We start from the raw sequence: 14093 nt of genomic DNA on the forward strand, positions 1-14093 counted from the left end.
CAGCCTGGTTAACCGGCCTTGTTCTGCGCAGCCAGCTTGTCCAGATCCTCCTGAATCAGCTTGCGAATAGCGGTTTTCAAGAGCTTGCCGGTTGCTGTGTGGGGCAGTTCATCGACCACGATCAGTTCGTCAGGAATACTCCATTTGGAGACTTGTTCTGTAAACAGATCAATCATGTCCTGCTTGGTGAAGGTGGCGTCGTCCTGTAGCTGGACCACCAGAACCGGACGCTCGCCCCAGCGCTCGTCGGGCCTGGCTACGACAGCCGCTTCCTTGATCGCCGGGTGAGCCTGGGCAATGTTTTCCAGCTCGATGGAGCTGATCCATTCGCCACCGGATTTCACCACATCCTTGGTTCGGTCCACGATCTGGATAAAGCCATCCTGATCAATGGTCACCACGTCGCCCGTATTGAACCAGCCATCTTCTGTATGGGCAGAGGTGTCATTGCTATTGAAGTAAGAAGCCGCAATCCAGGGGCCGCGCACCATCATGGCACCAAACATCTTGCCGTCGCGGGCAATGGGTTGACCATCGTCGCCATCTACCCGGAACTCGACCCCGAAGAGCGGACGACCTTGCTTGGCCAGCAGCTTGAGTTTCTCGTTCTCCGGCAAGGACTCGTGCTTGGGCAGCAGGGCAGCCGCCAGACCGACCGGGCTGGTTTCCGTCATGCCCCAGGCGTGGCGTACCTTGACACCCAGCTTCTGGAAGCGGGTAATCATGACCGGAGGCGCAGACGAGCCGCCAATCACCAGGCGTTGCAGGCTGCTGAAGGTTTTGCCATTGGCTTGCATCCAGTCGAGCAGGCCTAGCCAGACGGTAGGCACACCGGCTGTCATGGTGACCCCTTCGTTTTCAAACAAGGTATGCAGGCTGGCGCCGTCCAGTTTCGGGCCGGGCAAGACCAGTTTGGCGCCCACCATCAAGGCCGCATAGGGCAGGCCCCAGGCATTGACGTGGAACATGGGCACGATGGGGGTAATGGTGTCAGAAGCAGACAGACACAGGGCATCGGGCATGCTCAAGGCAAAGGCATGCAAGATCGTGGAGCGATGGCTGTAGAGCACGCCTTTGGGCTTGCCCGTGGTGCCGGAGGTGTAGCACAGGCCGCAGGCCGTGTTCTCATCAAACACCGGCCAGTCGAAATGATCGGATTCAGACGCAATCAGGGTTTCATAGCACTGCAGGTTGGGCAGCAGGTCCGACTTGGGCATGTGCGCTTCGTCCGTCATGATGACCACGGCTTTCAGCTTGGACAGCTGATCGGCCAAGGACTCCAGAATCGGCATGAAGTTCAGGTCGGCAAACAGCACGCTATCGTCTGCGTGTTCAATGATGTAGCCAATTTGATCCTGAAACAGACGCGGGTTGATGGTGTGGCACACCAGGCCCGAGCCCGATACGCCGTAATACAGCTCCAGGTGACGATAGCCGTTCCAGGCCAGGGTGCCGACGCGGTCGCCATGTTGCAGACCCATTTTTTTCAGCGCATTGGCCAGTTGCTGGCTGCGCTTGGACAGATCGGTATAGGTGTACCGGTGAATGTGGCCTTCAACGGTTTGGGAGACGACCTCTCGGTCTGCGTGATAGTTCGCTGCGTGACGCAGTATGGATGATACTAGCAGTGGGGTATTCATCATCATGCCAAGCATGGTCTTCGTCCTCCCTGGGAGTAAATCAAACAGAACTGACGGGCCTTGAAACTGTGAGTCTACGCGCAGAAAATGGACGAAACACATCACTGACTGTCATGGCCTACGTTTGCACAGTAGCCTGAAACTCACAAATACGTCTATGTAGTCGTTTGTATTTGCTTGCGTAATGCCAAAGCTTCTGTGAAAAATTGGGCAATCATGCGGCTGTCCCGGCGCTCGGCCAGGCAATATAAATACGTGTCGGTGCGCACGGGGTCTCCCTGAATACGAACGGCTTTGAAACGGTGGTCCGGAATGAATTCGGCCTCGGATACCGTACCGACGCCCAGCCCTCGGGCGACGGCTTCCCGCAAGGCCTCCCGACTACCAATTTCCATGACGGCGCGGGGCCGGATATGCTCCTTTTCCAGTGCTGCTTCCAGACAGGCCCGTGTGGTAGAGCCCGATTCCCGCTGCAATAACGGCGCATCCTGCAAGGCGGACAGAGGCACGCTGTCGTGCCGGGCCAAAGGGTGCGACAAGGGGGCGAACAGAATGACAGCATGGCTGGCGTAGTGCTCGGTGTGAAAAGCCGGGTCCTCGCAGGCTCCGGCCAGCACGGCAATATCGGTGGCATAGTCGGCCAGGTCGGCCAGCACCTCGGCCGAGTTCCCCATATGAATGGAGATATCCACCCCTGGAAATAGCTTGTGGTAGGCCTCTACCATTTCGATCACATGAAAAGGCCCCACGGCCCCAATGCGCAAGCGCCCCACGTGCAGCTTGCCACTGTCATGCAGGAGGTTGAAGGCATCTATTTCCAGAGCCCCCAGTTGCTGTGCCACGGGCAGCAGGGCCAGCCCGACCTGGGTTAGCTGAATCCCGCGCCCCCGGCGATGAAAAAGCTCGACATCGTGTTGTTGTTCCAGGCCCTGAATCTGTTTGGTAACGGTGGGTTGGGCCAGTCCCAGGGCGCGAGCCCCGGCGCTGAAGCTGCCGTGGCGGGCAACAGCCAGAAAGGCACGTAGGCGTGCGGCGGACATATAGACTCCATCTATAGATAACTGATGTTTTCAATCCTAAATCGATAACATGAAGGCAATGTGACCTTCCTAAGATGTCGGCATTCCTCCTACAAACCCTAAGGACGACTGCCGTGAACAAGAACGTATTTCAGACTGCCCGCCGCTCTTTCATCGCGGCAACGGCCGCTACAGCTGTTTTTTCGGTGTTCGGTACAGCGGCTCAGGCCGCACAGGACACGCTGACCATTGGTTTGATCCCTGCCGAGGATTCCCAAGCCATGATCGAATCCAGCAAGCAGGTGATTGAACAGCTGGAGCGCGAGTCGGGCATGAAGGTCGAGCCCTTTGTCGCCACGGACTACAACGGCATCATCGAAGCCCTGCGTGCCAAGAAGCTGGACGTGGCTTATCTGGGCCCATTCTCTTATGTGCTGGCCAATTCGGTGGCCGATGTAGAAGCTTTTGCCGTGGCTGTGACCAAGAAGACGGGCAAAAGCGCTTACAAGAGCTTGATCGTGGTGCGCGCAGACAGTGGCATTGAAAATGTGGAGCAGTTGAAAGATCGCACCTTTGCCTTTGTTGACCCCAGTTCCGCCTCCGGCCACCTGTTCCCTAAAGCGGGCCTGGAGAACGACGGTTACAAGCCCGAGGTGCTGTTTTCCCGTGTGGTGTTCTCCGGTTCGCACGATGCCAGCCTGCTGGCCGTGGCCAACAAGAAAGTTGATGCTGCCGCTGTTGCAGACCGTATTTATACCAGCGCCATTGCCAAGGGTCAGTTGGCCGAAGGCGATTTGAAAGTTGTCTGGTCGTCCAGCGATATTCCCGAGTCGCCCATGGTCTGGCGCAAGGATCTGGATCCAAGCGTGAAAGAGAAAGTCGCCAAGGCACTGGCCAATATCAAAAATGTTCCTTGGGGCGATCAAGGCATGCTCAATGGCTTCCAGCCTACCACTGACGCGGCTTACAACGTAGTGCGCGATACTGCCAAGGTGCTGGATCTGGATCTGCGGAGCATGAAATGATCCGTGTGCGTGGCCTGAACAAGTGCTACGGCAGCAATAAGGTGCTGTGTGGTGTGGACATGGATGCAGAGGCTGGCGAGTTCCTGGTGGTACTAGGCCAGTCCGGGGCGGGCAAGTCCACCCTGCTGCGCTGCATGAACCGGCTGGCCCAAGCGGATACGGGCGAGTTGTCCGTGGCCGGCATTGACGCCATGTCCGCCCAGGATACGCGAGCTTTGCGGCGCCAGGTTGCCATGATTTTCCAGCATCACGATGTGGTGCCGCGCTTGTCGGTGCTGCGCAATGTGTTGACTGGGCGCCTGGGAGCGGTGCCCGTGTGGAGTTCCATTTTGCAACTGTTCAGCCGGGCAGATATCGCTCTGGCCCAGGACTGTCTGCAACGGGTCGGGCTGGCTCACAAGGCCCAGGCCCGTACCGACTCCCTGTCCGGTGGTCAGCGTCAACGGGTGGGCATTGCCCGTGCGCTGGCTCAGCGCCCGCGCATCATTCTGGCCGACGAGCCGGTTGCCAGTCTGGACCCTAAAACGGCCCGTCTGGTGATGCGTTATCTGCACGATGCCAGCCGGGAACTGGGCATTACCGTGGTCTGCAACCTGCACCAGGTTGATTACGCACGCGAATTTGCGGATCGCATTGTGGGTCTGGCTCATGGCCGTGTGGTGTATGACGGTGCCCCGGAGCAGATGACTGAGGATGATCTGGCACGCATTTACCCCGGCCCCGAGCCTGGGCACAGCGGTGTGTCGGGCAGTACGGGTGATGCCGCTTCTTTTCTGGCCGAACCGCTAAGCATTGTTACCAAGGGAGCGTGAAGATGGACAGCAAGTACTCCTGGGTCATGTCTACCCCGACCAGCGCCAAGGGCTGGATTCTGACCGCCCTGATGGTGGCCGCCATTATGGTGGGATTGCAGTGGAGCGCAGAGGGGGCGCAGTTAAGCGCCGCCGAGTTTGCTGCCGGCCTGCCACAAATTGCCGACTTTCTAAGCCGCACCTTTCCACCGGACTGGAGCATTTTGGGCAATTTGCTCGCTCCGGCCATCGAGACTATTCAGATTGCGATCTGGGGCACGGTGTTGGGCGTGATCGGCGCAGTTCCCGTGTCCTTTCTGGCTGCCCATAACCTGAAGGTCAACCGCTACTTGTACGGTTTTACCCGCCAAAGCCTGAACATCATCCGCAGTATCAATGAGCTGATTCTGGCCCTGGTGTTTGTGGCTGCCGTGGGTCTGGGCCCCTTTCCTGGTGTGTTGGCTCTGGCCGTACATGGAGTGGGAATGCTGGGCAAGTTCTTTGCCGAAAGCATTGAGGAAATTGACCAGGGGCCATTGGATGCCCTGCGTGCTACCGGCGCGCGTCCTTTGCAGGTGATTGTGTTCGGTGTCTTGCCGCAGGTTATTACCGCCTGGATTGCCGTGATCCTGTATCGCTTCGAGGTCAACCTGCGTTCGGCCACCGTGCTGGGCATGGTGGGGGCTGGCGGCTTGGGCTTTGAACTGGTCAGCAGCCTGAAACTGTTCAAGTACCAGGAAACAGCGACCTGCATTGTGGTCATTACCGTGATGGTGGTGGTGGCCGACCTTATCTCCAACCGCCTGCGCGAAGCGATTCGCCACAACGGGCGCGATTGATTGCAGTTTTTCTTTTGAGATTGTTATGTGGCATTTTTTCAATCCAGTTCAGATCGATGCAGGGCATGGGGCTTTTGAGCGTCTGCCCGAGCATCTGGGAACCCGGCGAGCCATTCTGATTGCCTTTCCCGAAGCGCGTGAGCTGGGCCAGTGCGATCGTTTGCAAGCCTTGCTGGGCGATCAACTGGTGGCGATCGAAACCGATATACAGCCCAATCCGGATGTGTCCTGGCTGGCCCCGCTGTATGAGCGCCTGTGGCGCGATCATCCCGATGTGGAGTGCATCATTGCTCTGGGTGGTGGCAGCGTGATCGATTGTGCCAAAGCCATGCTGAGCAGCACGCCTTCGGGCACGTTTTCCGAATTGCTGGACTGCCTGTCCGGCAAGACCAGCCTGAGCCAGCCTCCAGGGCGGGTGCGCAGCCTGATTGCCGTGCCCACCACGGCAGGCACCGGGAGCGAGGTTACCCCCTGGGCAACGATTTGGGACAAGGGACAGGGGCGCAAGTACTCCCTGCATCTGCCCTGGACCTGGCCTCAGGCCGCCATTATTGATCCGGGCTTGATGCGCAGCCTGCCTGCAGCGGCGACGTTGGCCAGCGGCCTGGATGCCTTGTCGCACGCCCTGGAGTCTTTGTGGAACGTCAACCGCAATCCGGTGTCGGCCAGTCTGGCGGTCTCGGCAGCGCGCCAGATCATGGGCAGCCTGCCACTGCTGATGCAGGACCTGTCCAACCTGGAGCTGCGCGGCCAACTGGCGGTTGCGGCCGTCATGGCAGGGCTGGCGTTCTCCAATACCAAGACGGCTCTGGCTCACTCCCTGTCTTACGAGCTGACTCTGGAACAAGGGCTGCCGCATGGCATCGCCTGCTCCTTCAGCTTGCCGCATGTGATGCAAATGGCACTGGGGCAGGATGCCGATCTGGACCGCTTGCTGCTGTCCATTTTTGATGCGCACAACGGCCTGCAGGCGGTGACGGCTCTGGCCCGTTTTCTGCAGGGGCTGGGCGTCAGTACAGACCCGGCCGCTTACGGTCTGGCTCCCGAGCAGTGGCAAGAACGAATTGCCCAGGCTCTGGAAGGCCCACGAGGACGTAATTTCATTGGTGCACAGACTCTGGATGCTGTGCAGGTATAAGCCCGGCTATTGATCCGGTTTGTTTTCAAAACTGAAGGTTTTTCAATAATGACTCAGAATTTCAATGCTCTGGATACGCTTATGTCGGACAAGGTCGAGGCCGTTATTTTTGACTGGGCTGGCACGCTGGTCGATTTCAGTTCTCTGGCACCGACACAGATTTTTGTGGATGCCTTTGCCACCTTCGGGATTCAGATCAGCCTGGAGCAGGCACGTGGTCCCATGGGCTTGTCCAAGCGCGATCATATCCGTACCTTGCTGGCGACTGAATCGATTCAGGACCAATGGGTGGCCCAGTTCGAGCGTGCTTCCACGGATGCCGATATTGATGCCATCTACGAGCGTTTCATGCCCATGCAGATCGAGAAAGTAGCCGAGTACTCCGCTCCGATTGAAGGGGCGGCAGCTGTTCTGGAGCAGTTACGTGCCAAGGGCATCAAAGTGGGTTCCTGCTCGGGCTACCCTCGTCAGGTGCTTGATGTGTTGCTACCTGCTGCAGCCAGCCAGGGCCTGGCTCCCGATTGCGTTATCGCTGGTGATGAGTTGCCTGCTGGTGGTCGTCCCGGTCCTTTCATGGCCTTGGCCAATGTTCTGGCTCTGGGCGTGGGTGATGTGCGTCGTTGTATCAAAGTGGACGATACCGTGCCCGGTATCGAAGAAGGCCGCCGTGCGGGGATGTGGACGGTGGGCTTGAGCCTGTCGGGTAACGAAGTGGGCTTGTCGCTGGCCGAACTGAAGACTGCTGACCCAGCTGAAGTAAAAGCACGAGTCGAGCGAGCCAGCGAGCGTTTGAGCCAGTCCGGCGCGCACTACGTGATTGAAACCATTGCGGACTTCCCAGCCATTGTCCAGGCGATCCAGGCGCGTCTGGCACAAGGCGAAACACCCTGATTTCGTGGGGGCATTGAATCAGGCGTGAAGGGAAGGGCGGGGCTTTATGCCCCGCTTTTTTTATGCCTGGTATCAGTATGGCCGGGCGTGCTTCAGGTATTGCGCCGCCAGGCGACTAGGCACGTAGCTTGCAGTCGCTGGACAGGGCGCTTTGGTGTTGAGCAATGGCCTCGAAGAAGGCGGCCACCAGGCGCGACTCACGTCGCTCGTGCAGACAGCAGACATGGATTTGCGTCCAGACCGGCTCATTCTGGATACGTACCACCCGCAGGCGCGGGTCTGGCACGTATTCGGACTCGGAGACCGTACCCACTCCCAGGCCACGAGCCACGGATTCGCGCAAGGCCTCCCGGCTGCCGATTTCCATGGCGATATCCACCTTGATCTTGTGTTCATGCAAGGCATCTTCCAGTGCTTTGCGAGTGGTGGAGCCTTCCTCACGCATCAGCAAAGGCTCGCCGGCCAGTTCGTCCAGGGCAATGGCATCGCGCTTGGCAAAGGGGTGGTCATGGCGCACAAAGGCAATGACCGGATAACGGGCATAGGGTTGCATGTAGTAGCGGCGCTGGGGCTGGCAACTGGCCACGACGCCGACATCGCAGACGTACTTGTCCAGGTCGTCCAGGACCAGCTCGGAGTTGCCCAGTTTGACGGACAGCTTGATGCGCGGGTACACCGCGTGGAAGGACTCGATCAGTTCGGTGACGTGGTAAGGGCTGACGGCACCCAGTTTGAGGGTGCCGTAGTGCAGCTTGCCCGTGCCATCCAGCATTTGGCGCATGTCGGATTCCAGCGAGATCATGCGCCTGGCCATGGGCAGCATTTCCAGCCCCAGGGTGGACAGCTCGACACGCCGGCCCCGGCGATGAAACAGCTCGGCTCCGTATTCGCGTTCAATCATCTGTATTTGTGAACTGAGCGTGGTGTGGCTCATGTTCAGGGCCCGCGCGGCGGCGGTAAAGCCACCGTGCTGGGCCACCATGACGAAGGCCCGAATCTGGTTGAGCGTCATCGTGTTTCTCTAACTGTTTTTTTTCGGGACTGGCTGCCCTATCTTGCCTGATCAGTATGACTAGCGTGCGACGCCCATGGCCGGATCACTGATCCCGTCGCGGCCATTTTCCAGACGGCCAGCAAAGCGGCGCTCGAAATGTTCGCCCATGGTGGCGGTGAAGTCATACCAGTTGGCCGAGCCTTCCAGCGACCAGCGCGCGTCAATCTGCATGCCGGGGTCTACGGTGTACACCCATGGGCCATCTTCCCGATACGCATTGGCGGTGACCGTGACGGTCGCCGCTTCGCTACCCACGTTCATGATGGTCAGGGAGACGGTGTTGGCCTTGGGCTCGTAGCAGACGCGGACTTCGGGTTTGGGGCCCTGGCGCAGGGCGTGCAGATTGCCCTTGAAATGACGGTGGTAGCCGTTGGGGCCCAGCACCCACAAGCTGTAGTCGCCGTTCTGGTCTGCGCCCACGGTCCAGGAGTCCGAAATCATCTTGTCGGCTTCCACGGTAAAGCGACGTGGGTACTCGGACAGATGCAGCTCGTCGTACACATGGAACACGGTGCCTTGGGTGCCAGTATTGCTGAAGGTCAGCCACACCTTGTCCTTGTCCAGATCCACATTGGCGCTGGTATGCAATTGATAAGGCAGGGCACGGGAGGGGCGTAGCATCAGATCCTGTGTGGGCATGGGCTCGGAACCCACAGGCGGCATGGGAACCTTGCCCGCCTGTACTTGCTGCGCCAGTGTGGCATCGGCCTGATCGCGGGTGGGGGCTGACACCAGGGCAGGCTTGTTGGCATTGGGGGACTTGAAGTCAAAGCAGGAGCGCATGTCGCCGAATACGGCTCGACGCCAGGGGCTGATATTGGGCTCCTGCACACCGAAGCGCTGCTCCAGAAAGCGCAGCACGGAGGTGTGGTCAAACTGCTGGGAGTTCACCCAGCCGCCCACGCTCCAGGGAGAAATGATCAGGGTTGGCAAACGGGGGCCGGCACCAAAGGGGCGGCCATCGGGGGGCAGCTTGCGCGAGTCTCCATCCGGGGCGGGCATGGTGTAGTACTCGTTCGAGACATCCACGGTGGACTTGCCGGCCAGAGTGCCGTCGCGGTGACGCCATGGGGGGGCTGGTGGGGGCATGTGGTCAAAGAAGCAGTCGTTTTCGTCGTAGTTCACGATCAGAACGGTTTTGCTCCAGACCTCGGGATTGGCCGTCAGGATGTTCAGCAAACGCTCCAGATACCAGGCACCCTGTCCGGGCACGCCCATGCTGGGGTGTTCGCTGTAAGGGCCAGGGGCCACAATCCAGCTGACCTGTGGCAGGGCACCCATCTCGATATCGTCGGCAATGGCTTGCAGAAAGCCGCCGTCGGGCATGGTATTGCCAAAGCCCTTGTACAAGGGAGACAGCGCTTCCATTTGTGGCGAATAAGTGGCCGAGGGCGAGCCCATCGAGGCCAGATCTTCATTGACCTTGCGGTAGGACGCAAACGCCACCAGCTGATTGTTATTGCTGTTGTTGCCGGGACGGTTGTAGACCTTCCAGCGCACGCCTGCTTCCTGCAGACGCTCGGGGTAGCTGGTCCAGTCCAGCCCGTCTTCGGATGGGCCCAGGCCCCCCCAGTTAGAGTTGGTGACGCAGGCACGCCCGGTGACATTGGCCCCATTGGTGCCGCTCCACAGGAACATGCGGTTGGTGAAGGTGCCGGTGTTGATGGAGGTGTGATAGGCATCACAGACGGTAAAGGCGTTGGCCAGTGACCAGTGAAAGGACAGGTCCGACTCCTTCAGGTAGCCCATGGCCACATTGGTGTATTTGGCTTTGGGCCAAAAGGCCATGCGGCCGCCGTCCCAGGCCTCCTGCTGGTCATTCCAGTCGTGTGCACCACCCACGCGCAGGGCATTGCCTTTGGTGGCGTCCAGATAATAGGGCTGCACCACGCCGCTGCTGCCTTGCTGACGCCAGACCGATTCGCCTGAGGCCATAGGGATGGTGAAGCGGTCACTAAAGCCGCGTACTCCCGGCATGGTGCCGTAGTAGTGGTCAAACGAGCGGTTTTCCTGCATCAGGATAATGACGTGCTCCACATCATTGATGGTGCCGGTGGCATTGTTGGCCGGGATGGCCAGTGCTTTCTGAATGGCGGGGGGAAAGGGCCCCAAGGCAGCGGCGCTGGCGGCCAGCCGCAGAAAATTGCGACGATTAAGGTAAGTCATGGGAAAGCCTTGTCGATTGAAGGTAGCAAGAGGGCCAGGCGCGGCAGTGACCACAGCCCGGCCGGGGTGCTCTGTCAGGGAGCGCAGTCCAGTTGCGAATTGGGGGTGGCGGGCTTGTCCGTGCCTTGTTCGCCCAGCGAACCGCTGGCCGGAGGCGTGACGATGGGCACCTGTTCACTGCCCGAGCCCGTGTCGCTTGCTGGGGAAGGGTCGCCGCTGCTGCCATCGCTGCAGGCACTTAGTATCAGGGCCGTGACGCTAGCCAGTGCCAAGGTGCGCATCAAGCGTGCCAGAAGAGTCAAAGAGGTCATGGCGCGCTCGCTTAGTGGGTGGACAAACTGGACAGCGGCTTGTTGGACCAATAGATCGACTGCAGCTCTTCGTCGCTCAGCACACGATTCCACATGGCCAGATCACCAAACATTTGCTGGGTTGGCGGAGCAACAGCACATTTGCCCACGGTGTAGGGCGGCGTAACCGAGCCATTGCACTTGTTCATCAGGAACTTGCCGGTGCCATCATCGCCAATCCCCCATTGCGGATAGGGAGAGAGCTTGGACAGATCAACAGCGCCAGTGGATTTGCCAGCTGCAACCTGCGTTGTCTGGCCGATGACCGGGTCGAAGATCTGCATGTTCATCTTCTTGGCCACACCGTCCACCGCAAAGGCAATGTAGACCCAGCGGCCTACCGGAATTTGCGTGTAGGGATTGGTGGGGCCGTCGGCACGAACACCGCCTGAACCAATATTGAAGGCCACGCCACATTGATTCTTGGTGGAGCTGCTGAACAGGCCAATCGCCACACCGGCATTGCCACCGCTGACATAGTTCTTGTTGGACAGGATGGTGACGTTATTGCGGTCAATGCACTGGGGCACCTGATACCAGAAGCCGATGGTGAACTGGGGGCTGCTGCCGGTGGAAATATCAAAGCCTTGTGTCGGCGTCATGCGGTAGCCTTCCAGCCCTTCCACGGTGACATGATTGGTATCGACCAGCAGCCCATGCGTGCCGCTAAAGGGGCCGGGTACCACTACCCCTGCGGCCGAAGGCAGATCGGCAGAGGCGGGGGCCATGCTGCTGTTGCCTTGTGCATCAACAGGCGGCAGGGTCGCGCTGAAGGGGTAGTAAGAAAGCAGACCGTTGCGCAAGGTGGTGGCCAATGGCACAGGCGGCAAGTAGGAGATGGGCGGGCTGATCAGGTTGCGCCAGGCGGCCTGCTCGCCCGAGCCTGCCTGCACGGTGTAGTCAAACTGATACGTGCCTTTGCTGCTCAGGTCGGCCGTCAACTGATTGTCGGTATAGCTTTGTGTCCCTGCGGGCAGACGCGAAGCAATGACCTGGCCATCGCGCAGGATATCGATGGGGGCGTCGGCCGGTGCTTTCCAGTCCAGCTTGATGGCCACGGACGAAGAATTGTTGTCCACGACGGTGGCATTCAGATTGGACACGGCTTGTGGGCCCAGCAGGCTGCTGCCATCGAGCTTGTATTCTGCCGCTGGGGGCAGCGTGTCCAGATAGCGCATGACGGTGGGAGCGACATCAACCAGGCTGTTGTACTGATACAGCTCGGCCAGTGTCTGGGGCAGGCTGGCGCCTATGCCTTGTTCCCCTGTGTTGACGCTTTGGTTGAAGGCAAGGAAAGTAGCGGACTGGGACAGCAAGGGCAGGCCATTGTCTTGCCCATGCTCGCTCAAACCGTGGTTGCCTGTCACGACAATCAACCATTGGCGATCCTGCTGCTTGGCCGTGGCCGCCATCAAGGTACCGATCTCCTTGTCCAGCTTGCTCAGGGTGGCCAGGTAGTCAGGTGACTCGACACCAAAATCCAATGCCGCATCTTTGGCAGAACGGTACTGAACCAGAACCTTGCGGTAGTTCCCTTCAATCATCTTCATTGCCTGGGTGGAGACACAGGACAGGGTCACGGCTTGTGCAGAACAATCGGCCAGCTCGTGCAGACGCTCGGCATCATGGTCAGCCTTGAGCAAATGGGCCAGTCCGCTGGATGCAACGGCCGCGGCATTCTGGCCTGGTTGGGCAGAGTGAAACAGGCTGTTTTGACGCAAGACCTGGTCTGGTGCCGTAGATACCACGCCGTGACGATTGGCCCAGGTGCCGGTCAGCAGGCTGGCCCAGCCCGGCATGTCCAGATTGGCTTGTTGGCTGGGGGTGCCCACCACACCGCCGCTATAGGCCAGTTGGACGTTCAGTTTGGCCAGATTGGGGAGGCTGCCCGCTGCCATGCCTTGCTGCACAGCGCGGTAGGTGGCCCCGTCCAGATCAATGATCAGGGCGTGACGAGTGCTGGGTGTGTCAGGCTTTACCGGGTTGGTGGGGGTTTCGGGGGCGGTGGCCGGGCCCGAGCTGGTTTCAGAGCTACCACAAGCGGCCAGAGCGGCAGATAGGCTTGCTACTGCCAGGGCCTTGATCAGGCCTGTTTTGCTGCGTCCTGCGCGGCCCACGGGCGGGTGCTGCAAGCAGCCAGCTTGGGCCGCGTTCAGATACCGGGTTGCAGAAGGAGGGGGAAAGCCGGGCCCTTGAGAAAGGGGGCTGGCCATGTGCGCATGTCTCATGATTCGATTGCCTTGTCGCTGACGTTAAGAAAGGATCGATCGAATTAGAGCAAGGCAGCATGACGGCCTTGGGTCGATATCCTAGACGTTCATCGTCGTTGCTGTTTGTTTTTTCGGCGGAATCTCTTGGAGGTTTGGAGCGCGAGTCAACAGTGCCGGTTCTGGAGTGTGAACAAGCCCGCTGTTAGCGGGCTTGTTTTGTTAAAGAGGGAACGCTTAAACAGTAGGAGTTGCGCAGGATAGGTAAGGCTTCAGAGTTTGTAGTGTTTCAAGGGGATGGGAGATCATGCAGTCATGGCCAGCTTGTAGTTCCAGATAAGGCCAGCCTAGTTGGCGGGCATATAGCTTGCTGCTTTCCAGAGCGCTTAGAGCAGGTTGAGTACAGTCTACGTAGATGCCGGGATATAAGTCTGGGCCTACATCTTGTATATCTGTGTAGGTGCGGGCGGGGTGCGGCGTCAGCATGCGGTCTGCCCAGCGAATGTCTGCTGGGTCATGTACCCCCATATTTGCAACCGTGGGGACAGGAAAGACCGTTGTGCTGTTGCTACCCTGGTAGCTGGAAATCAAGCGTTGTCGGCGTGTCGCGGGGTCGTGTGCGTCGGACCAGCTTTGACCGCAAGGGACCAGGACAGCATCGAGATAAATGGCACGTTGTATGTGCGTGCTGCCGGTGATATGCAGTTGCTCTTGTAAGCCGGGCATGATCAGACCCGCATAACTATGTCCGATCAGGACACAGTCATCGAGCTCCTGATATTGCAAGAACATCGCAATATCTTGTATGTGAGTGTGTATCCCAACCTCTGGTGTCAGAAGGTGGGCACGGTCTCCCAAGCCTGTGAAGGTGGGTGTGAAAACCCGGTGGCCATGTTGCTCTAGCAAGGTCTGTAGGCCGCCCCAGCTCCAGCCTCCGTGCCAAGCTCCATGTAGTAAAACAATATTGGACATG

12 protein-coding genes are annotated in these 14093 nt (G+C 59.1%); 5 read left to right on the forward strand and 7 right to left on the reverse strand.

Annotation, left to right across the window (positions count from 1 at the left end; all coding sequences use genetic code 11):
- Positions 1-8: 8 nt before the first annotated feature.
- Together WFM49_RS15925 and WFM49_RS15930 are read right to left on the reverse strand one after the other, a co-directional pair.
- On the reverse strand, positions 9-1655 hold the full coding sequence (locus WFM49_RS15925; RefSeq protein WP_336974256.1) for a long-chain-fatty-acid--CoA ligase: 1647 nt from the start codon (positions 1653-1655) through the stop codon (positions 9-11).
- 140 nt (positions 1656-1795) lie between these two features.
- Entirely contained in the window at positions 1796-2680 is an 885-nt protein-coding gene (locus tag WFM49_RS15930; protein ID WP_009460716.1) for a LysR substrate-binding domain-containing protein, read from the reverse strand.
- 113 nt (positions 2681-2793) lie between these two features.
- On the opposite strand from WFM49_RS15930, the gene phnD reads away from it, so the two are divergent.
- From phnD to phnX, 5 genes are read left to right on the forward strand one after another with little or no spacing between them, the layout of a single operon-like run.
- Positions 2794-3684 (forward strand): phosphonate ABC transporter substrate-binding protein, encoded by an 891-nt coding sequence (phnD, locus tag WFM49_RS15935; RefSeq protein WP_022983585.1) that lies wholly within the window; start codon positions 2794-2796, stop codon positions 3682-3684.
- On the forward strand, positions 3681-4496 hold the full coding sequence (gene phnC / locus WFM49_RS15940) for a phosphonate ABC transporter ATP-binding protein (RefSeq protein WP_009460718.1): 816 nt from the start codon (positions 3681-3683) through the stop codon (positions 4494-4496). Before phnD ends, phnC begins: the two co-directional genes overlap by 4 nt.
- Positions 4497-4498: 2 nt before the next feature.
- On the forward strand, positions 4499-5314 hold the full coding sequence (gene phnE / locus WFM49_RS15945) for a phosphonate ABC transporter, permease protein PhnE (protein ID WP_336974258.1): 816 nt from the start codon (positions 4499-4501) through the stop codon (positions 5312-5314).
- Between the two features lie 25 nt (positions 5315-5339).
- Positions 5340-6452, forward strand: a complete 1113-nt coding sequence (gene psrA / locus WFM49_RS15950) for an iron-containing alcohol dehydrogenase PsrA (RefSeq protein ID WP_250756096.1) — start codon at positions 5340-5342, stop codon at positions 6450-6452.
- A 48-nt stretch (positions 6453-6500) separates the two neighbouring features.
- Positions 6501-7343, forward strand: a complete 843-nt coding sequence (gene phnX, locus WFM49_RS15955) for a phosphonoacetaldehyde hydrolase (protein ID WP_009460724.1) — start codon at positions 6501-6503, stop codon at positions 7341-7343.
- 115 nt (positions 7344-7458) lie between these two features.
- Here the strand turns inward: phnX and WFM49_RS15960 are convergent, their stop codons facing one another.
- From WFM49_RS15960 to WFM49_RS15980, 5 genes are all read right to left on the reverse strand, one after another.
- Positions 7459-8355: a LysR substrate-binding domain-containing protein gene (locus tag WFM49_RS15960; RefSeq protein WP_250756095.1), complete on the reverse strand. Its 897-nt coding sequence runs from the start codon at positions 8353-8355 to the stop codon at positions 7459-7461.
- A gap of 60 nt (positions 8356-8415) precedes the next feature.
- Positions 8416-10563, reverse strand: a complete 2148-nt coding sequence (locus tag WFM49_RS15965; RefSeq protein WP_239054656.1) for a phosphocholine-specific phospholipase C — start codon at positions 10561-10563, stop codon at positions 8416-8418.
- A gap of 74 nt (positions 10564-10637) precedes the next feature.
- The gene (locus WFM49_RS15970; protein WP_254498845.1) at positions 10638-10874 is read right to left on the reverse strand and encodes a hypothetical protein; all 237 of its coding nucleotides are present in this window, start codon (positions 10872-10874) and stop codon (positions 10638-10640) included.
- 11 nt (positions 10875-10885) lie between these two features.
- Complete coding sequence (locus tag WFM49_RS15975) at positions 10886-13126, reverse strand: hypothetical protein (protein WP_336974263.1); 2241 nt, start codon at positions 13124-13126, stop codon at positions 10886-10888.
- A gap of 231 nt (positions 13127-13357) precedes the next feature.
- Complete coding sequence (locus WFM49_RS15980) at positions 13358-14092, reverse strand: alpha/beta hydrolase (protein ID WP_250756092.1); 735 nt, start codon at positions 14090-14092, stop codon at positions 13358-13360.
- Between the last annotated feature and the right edge of the window lies 1 nt (position 14093).

This window comes from Alcaligenes sp. PF14 (genome assembly GCF_037150615.1).
GTDB classification, from domain to species: Bacteria; Pseudomonadota; Gammaproteobacteria; order Burkholderiales; family Burkholderiaceae_B; genus Alcaligenes; species Alcaligenes phenolicus.

Excerpts from the sequence above, each read along its gene's own strand:
- WFM49_RS15925 (WP_336974256.1), bottom strand. The coding sequence starts at position 1,655 with ATGCTTGGCATGATGATGAATACCCCACTGCTAGTATCATCCATACTG.
- WFM49_RS15930 (WP_009460716.1), bottom strand. The coding sequence starts at position 2,680 with ATGTCCGCCGCACGCCTACGTGCCTTTCTGGCTGTTGCCCGCCACGGC.
- phnC (WP_009460718.1), top strand. The coding sequence starts at position 3,681 with ATGATCCGTGTGCGTGGCCTGAACAAGTGCTACGGCAGCAATAAGGTG.
- phnE (WP_336974258.1), top strand. The coding sequence starts at position 4,499 with ATGGACAGCAAGTACTCCTGGGTCATGTCTACCCCGACCAGCGCCAAG.
- psrA (WP_250756096.1), top strand. The coding sequence starts at position 5,340 with ATGTGGCATTTTTTCAATCCAGTTCAGATCGATGCAGGGCATGGGGCT.
- phnX (WP_009460724.1), top strand. The coding sequence starts at position 6,501 with ATGACTCAGAATTTCAATGCTCTGGATACGCTTATGTCGGACAAGGTC.
- WFM49_RS15960 (WP_250756095.1), bottom strand. The coding sequence starts at position 8,355 with ATGACGCTCAACCAGATTCGGGCCTTCGTCATGGTGGCCCAGCACGGT.
- WFM49_RS15965 (WP_239054656.1), bottom strand. The coding sequence starts at position 10,563 with ATGACTTACCTTAATCGTCGCAATTTTCTGCGGCTGGCCGCCAGCGCC.
- WFM49_RS15970 (WP_254498845.1), bottom strand. The coding sequence starts at position 10,874 with ATGACCTCTTTGACTCTTCTGGCACGCTTGATGCGCACCTTGGCACTG.
- WFM49_RS15975 (WP_336974263.1), bottom strand. The coding sequence starts at position 13,126 with ATGGCCAGCCCCCTTTCTCAAGGGCCCGGCTTTCCCCCTCCTTCTGCA.
- WFM49_RS15980 (WP_250756092.1), bottom strand. The coding sequence starts at position 14,092 with ATGTCCAATATTGTTTTACTACATGGAGCTTGGCACGGAGGCTGGAGC.